This is a genomic window from Lysinibacillus sp. NPDC056232, from assembly GCF_042267565.1.
In the GTDB taxonomy this organism is placed as follows: Bacteria; Bacillota; Bacilli; order Bacillales_A; family Planococcaceae; genus Lysinibacillus.
Map to the genome: position 1 here is coordinate 114,949 of NZ_JBHJTF010000011.1, position 6,000 is coordinate 120,948.

The window sequence follows — 6,000 nt, forward strand, 5'->3', positions numbered from 1 at the left end:
GCTTCTATTCATAGCTATTAGATGCATAAGAAAAAGCCACACTTAGTTAAATGTGACTGTTTTTGTATTTTTGTTTAGTTGGTAATTCCCCAGCATCACTCACCTGCGGTTTATTCCCTGATTCCCCCTAAATTTGACAGATTATTAATGTATGTCAAAAATGTATTATTAAAAAAATTATCATTTCAAATTATCCCAAAAAAACTTGAATTCCCCTTTCGTTAAAAGATATATTTTAATTAACTAAAATGGAAATATAATGGTTTTTCAGTTGATAAAAAGGAGGGAAACATATGAGCAACCAAACTTACGTAGACTGGAACGGACATTATCTTAAACTGACGTGGTTACCTAATAAAAGTATTATCGATTACAGCAAAGTAACAAGTGTACATGGAGTTTGTTTTTATCAAGGGCATGTTTTGTTAGTTCATTTTGTTAGTTCATATAGATGGGAGAGGATTTAACTTTCCTGGAGGTTATATAGAAAAAGGAGAAACACCTGAAGAAGCATTTCATAGAGAGGCATTTGAAGAAGGCTATGTTAAGGGTCATATCCACTATATAGGAGCAATTGAAGTCAGTCACGAAGCGAATCCTTTATTCAATGCTGATGGACAGTACCCGTTAATCGGTTATCAAATGTTTTATAGCATGGAAGTTCAAGACTGTCTCCCATTTCTTCGAGAGCATGAAACGATTTCGCGCATTTGGGTTGAGCAGGAAGAAGTACCTTATATGATCAATGACCATGAGATTTCTCAATTAATATTACAAGAAGCTTTAAGTAGCAAACTTTCTTGCCCTAAAGATTAGCAATCATTCACCTGTACGCCTTTGATTAGTTAGGAGGCTGGTTCATGAAGTATTTAATAGGCTTTCTCGGCGTTATTATTTTTTTTGAAGTTTGTTGATGAACATCACAAGTGAAACCTTTTTAGCAAGGAATATTTTTTAACTTTTTGGTGTAATTATATTTTTATAGGAATTAGAGTTTTACAGAAGCCATTCATTTCAATAACCATAAAGGCTGTTTTCTCAAAGATTGTTGCTTCTAGTTTGGCTATCTTCTTCAACTAGAACACCCGTTAGCTCAATGGTAATTGAATTATATAACATTTACGGAAATTATTATTGATAATACAATAAGTATTAACATACTCCTGATTTTACTTTCCTTCCACGTAGTTAACACTGAAAAGAATCCGCCTAAAATCATTAAAACAATACCAATTATTCTAATTATGCTTACGGCAAATAACGTACCTAAATGTGTAAAGAAAAGCCCTATTACCATAAATCCAATTGTAAAAATAAAATGGCGTGACCAAAAATCATTAATTGCAGATTTTTTATTGTCAGTATTCATTTTTAAATAACCTCTAACAACCATAAAAACTGGTATTCCCCAAACAATCACAAAAATCACTACGGACAATGTATCGATAATCAATAGTTCCACTCCTATCCAGCAATACAATATTACCATAAAAAAACCATTCATTTCTTCGACTATCCTGCACCGTTAGTTGATTTTCGAAAACAGCCAATATAAAAAACAGTTCTCCTTCTATAATGCGTCTTTTGGTTACGTACGCGCTGTAAATAAAGAAGCAGTTCTTAAAAGGAGCAGTTAATGATTGAGCACGATCGGTAATGATGAACTTGCCAATGAAAATCCAATAAAGTAGCTCTCCCAGTCAAAATTTTTGACCAGGAGGCTATTTTTTACTTACTTCAAACGTCTTTGAAAAAGAGAATTAAATTCCTCCCTCTTTTAATCCCATCTATCAATTTTAATGACTCTATTAGAATTATTTGTTGTTACTTTAACCGTTAGATCCCATTCATGATCTTTCGAATATCCTACACCGCATGCAGTTGCATGATCGGCACCTTCAATTGGTGTACTAGCCGTATAGGCTTCTAGCGTTTTTCTGATTTGTCTTAAGTCAGCTTTAAGCGTTTCATTAAAGAATCCTCTGCCTTTTCCTTCCGAAGTGTCCTTTACGCCATCCAATAGAAAGAAAATATGACTTCCAGAATGAGAGAACGGCTCTTCACCCCATAAATTTGGCGAAGTTGTAATACCATTTACCTTCACAAAATTATTTACTTGAACACTCCATGAATCATCACTAGCGTATGAATGACTGCTGATATTCGGCTGATGCCCTTTGACATAATCAAATTCAAATACATCAGTTACATAACCTCCCCCACCAGCTACACCGATAAATGAGTATGTTTTCCCGTTTACTTCTAGTTCAACTTTGAACGGCGTGCTTCCATTTCCTCTTTCACAATAATTATGAACATAAAATCTATAATGACCACCCGGAGCATTTTCACTCCACCTGATATTTTCTACAGGGGATGGATTTCTATGATGTCCACCATTCATATCAATATCTAAAAATCCACCAAATCTATCACTTTTATCTCCATAGTAGATGTGCTCCCCTTTTGGTGTTATGCAATGTAGATCTAAGTCGGTAAAGCCTTCCCATATTAATGAAGCCCGTATTTCATTATTCTCATATCTTCCACCAGCACTTTCTACTCTCCTTTTAATTTCGCCATCTATTCCTCCGTGATAATACCAACTAAATGTATTGTCCCATTGTAAAATATTTGGCGCTGTTTCATCGGACGCAGTAACTAATGCCATAAAACGACTAGAATTATCGATCAATACTTCCATATTTTCAGCAGTTGGTAGTATTGTTCGTTGGAATTTTTCCCACGTCATCACCGTGCTAGGAAGAGATAATGGAGATGTAGTTTTTTCTTTAGGAATAATATTTGCAAAAATGCCATTCTTTTGTTCAACAACTTTTTGCTCAGATTGATTTTCCCACAAAGGTGACGGAATCTCTTCAAAAGTGGCATATCTTCTTCGCAAAGAATTGGCAATTCCTAATTTTTCAACAATTTTTTCTGCTTCTACAATAGCATTTTGCGTTGGAGTAGCTTGTGACCGCATGTAATTCGCTGGATTCATCTTCTCGGCAAAACGACGAGCAACCGATTCAACTGACATACCTGAAACTATGTCATCTAATAATGTACCGATCATAGAACTTCTTATATGACAGAATCCAGAAGGAGCAGTCGCAACAGCTAACCAAACAATATTTGTTTTCTGATTGATGTTTCCTATACTATTTCGTTTTTCATGCAATGTTTTAAACCATTCTGCAATCCCTAATACTCTATCTGAACGGTATAATGCTTCTGATTGTAATAAAACTACTGCTTGTTCAACTGTCTCGATAGTATAATCAAATAATGCATTCGTTAGCATTTTGAATTCTTCTAGCTTCTCCGCCATCACTTGTCCCGAAGTTTTTAATCTAGAGTGGTTCACCATTTCTTCAGGAACTACAACAGATAAATGATTCCACTTTCCAGTACATGGCTGTCCTAATACTGGTGAGTTTGAAATAAATACACCCATGACTTTTGAGTTTAAAACTTTTGCTTTCATTGCTAAAACAGCAGCTTTAAAAAATGGAGGAGCGATATCCTCATCCCATATAGCTGATGCCATAATGCCATTTTCATCAATCGTTACAAGACCACCAAATCGCTCAATAAAATGGCTACAAGCGCTACAAGTATAATGTTGTCTAGCTTCTATTGGTAAATTATCTAAATACAAATCGAACAGACCTTGAACATTTGCTTTAAATAACTTTTTACTACTACTCGCTTCATCAAAATAGCTTTTTATATTTTTCTCGAATTCAGGATATCTATCATTCTCATTATTATAAACATTACTTGCTATGTTAGTATTCCCTTTCAATTTGCAACATCTCCTTAGTATATTAAAATTTCGAAATCACTTTTTTGTGTCTCTTGATGTCATTAACACCTACTATTCATTAAATTCCCTCCATATGTAATTTTTTCTATTGTACTAATATATCAGAAAACCTATGAATATATAAATAGACACTGTCTTGGCCCTTCTTAACAACGAGGTAGCATGGGAATTCAAATACGAAAAGAACATGTAAAAATGAGACATTTTGAGTTCAAAAAATTCGTTTGTAGATTCAAAAAAGGAAAGTAAACTTTACATGAACAAACTATTTTATTGCAATTATGGAAGATGCATTTCCCGAAGAGAGAGGTTAAACATGAATAATAGATTGGAAGAAATACGAAAAAAGCATGGTATTAAGCAAGAAGAACTTGCTGCTGCATTAGAAGTATCCAGACAAACAATCGGCTCCCTTGAAAATGGAAGATATAATCCATCTATTATTCTGGCTTTTAAAATTGCACGGTTCTTCGGAATGACTATTGAAGAAATCTTTATTTATGAGGAGAAAGCGAATAATGAAAAATAAGCTATTATGGTCAATGATTATTGTTGGTGCATTACTTATAATTGCGGGTATCATTTTAGGTGTTGTTGGTGCAGAACTTTTAAACATACCTTTTATTCGAATGGATTTAGTACCAATAGGAGTTGGATTTTGCGGAGTCATGCTACTAGGTTCAGGCATCACTGAATTGGTAGATGAAAAGAATAAAACAAAGGAACAGCTTATTGAGGAAAAGGATGAAAGAAATATTGAATTAAGGCAAAACGCCAAATCAAAAGCATTTGATTTGATGATTAATTTATTCGGCTTCAGTCTTCCAGCATTAGCGATGTTTGGTTATATGAACGAGGTTTCTTTTTTTAGTCTCATAGCACTTTATTTTATCTGCTATGCTTATTACTTATATCGCCTTAAAAGTAATAAGGAGATCATGTAGAAAAAAGTGATGAATACAAAATTTTGAAACTTCCCCTATAGATTTTATTTTTTAATCTAATTCACAGGCATTTCACTATACAAACATAGCTACTGAATCATATTAATAGTAGTGTAAAGCTAACTTAGCTTTGCCCTCCTAGTTTGTGGTTTAGGGTCACTTTGGTTCGAGTGGCCCTTTTTTACTTCACAGAATTGAGCTTCAGGAAGCCCACTTCTTCAGAGGTGGGAGGAATGAAGTGCTTTTTTCTTTATAGAACATATGTTTATGTTGTATATTGTGAATAATCAAAAAAAGAAAGGAGTGACGGGTAATGACGAAAGGGAAGAAAGATTGTTTTGTTATAGAACTCAAGTTACTTATAGATACATGGCAAAAGGATATTCTACTAAAACGTTTTGAAATTGCCCGTACACTCTATAATACAACTTTGTCTTATGCAGTAAAACAATATACTTTAATGCAAGAATCCAAACACTATCGAAAACAATTACGTTACTACCAAAAGGCGAAAAAATCGAATGATTCAAAAGAATTGAAGCAGACCGCAAAAGAATTAGATAACATTCGTCAATCTTTTGGATTAAGTGAATATCAACTGCATGCGTATATTAAAAAGCATCAGCATAACTATAAAAAACATATAGATAGCAATACTTCTCAGAAAATCGCCTCTACTGTCTGGAAAGCGGTTCAAGATGTTCTATTTAAAGGGAGCAAAGCACACTTTAAACGTTACGGAATGCTTCATTCTGTAGAAGGGAAATCTAATAAAGCGGGCATTCGATTTAAAGAGAATATTGTCTATTGGAATGGATTAACCCTTCCTGTTCGTATTCGCAAACAAGATTTGTTTGTAAAAGAATCCCTTGCTCTTCATGCCATTAAATATTGTCGTCTAGTCAAAAAAGTGATTCGTGGAAAACATACTTTTTACGTACAACTTGTGATGGATGGGATTCCTCCTGCAAAGAGAATTCCCTCTACAGGAGCCTTTCGGCATTCCTATCAAAAACAAAAACGAGTAGGTATTGACATTGGTCCTTCTACCATTGCGATTGTTTCAGAAGAAACCGTTTTCATCCAACAACTTGCTCCAGAAGTACCTTTATTGGAGAAACAAAAAAGGCGTTTATTACGCAAGTTGGATAGAAGTCGTAGAAGTACCAATCCTAACAATTTCAAAAAGGATGGTACTATAAAACATGGCGTCAAACTCCGTTG

General features: G+C 34.2%; 6 protein-coding genes. 4 read left to right on the forward strand and 2 right to left on the reverse strand.

What is annotated here, in order from left to right; translation table 11 throughout:
- Window positions 1–435: 435 nt before the first annotated feature.
- Window positions 436–816 carry an NUDIX domain-containing protein gene (locus ACFCYJ_RS11065; protein WP_376074031.1) on the forward strand — a complete coding sequence of 127 codons (381 nt, stop codon included), beginning with the start codon at window positions 436–438 and terminating at the stop codon, window positions 814–816.
- A gap of 292 nt (window positions 817–1,108) precedes the next feature.
- On the opposite strand, the gene ACFCYJ_RS11070 is transcribed toward ACFCYJ_RS11065, so the two are convergent.
- Window positions 1,109–1,453 (reverse strand): hypothetical protein, encoded by a 345-nt coding sequence (locus ACFCYJ_RS11070; protein WP_376074032.1) that lies wholly within the window; start codon window positions 1,451–1,453, stop codon window positions 1,109–1,111.
- 324 nt (window positions 1,454–1,777) lie between these two features.
- Entirely contained in the window at window positions 1,778–3,811 is a 2,034-nt protein-coding gene (locus ACFCYJ_RS11075; RefSeq protein ID WP_376074033.1) for a YfaP family protein, read from the reverse strand.
- Between the two features lie 337 nt (window positions 3,812–4,148).
- Here ACFCYJ_RS11075 and ACFCYJ_RS11080 point away from each other — a divergent pair, with 337 nt between their 5' ends.
- The 3 genes from ACFCYJ_RS11080 to ACFCYJ_RS11090 form a co-directional block, all read left to right on the forward strand.
- Window positions 4,149–4,361 carry a helix-turn-helix transcriptional regulator gene (locus ACFCYJ_RS11080; protein ID WP_376074034.1) on the forward strand — a complete coding sequence of 71 codons (213 nt, stop codon included), beginning with the start codon at window positions 4,149–4,151 and terminating at the stop codon, window positions 4,359–4,361.
- Window positions 4,351–4,776: a hypothetical protein gene (locus ACFCYJ_RS11085; RefSeq protein ID WP_376074035.1), complete on the forward strand. Its 426-nt coding sequence runs from the start codon at window positions 4,351–4,353 to the stop codon at window positions 4,774–4,776. Before ACFCYJ_RS11080 ends, ACFCYJ_RS11085 begins: the two co-directional genes overlap by 11 nt.
- 313 nt (window positions 4,777–5,089) lie before the next feature.
- A partial coding sequence (locus ACFCYJ_RS11090) for a nuclease/transposase family protein (RefSeq protein WP_483869477.1) occupies window positions 5,090–6,000 on the forward strand: 911 nt, incomplete at its 3' end.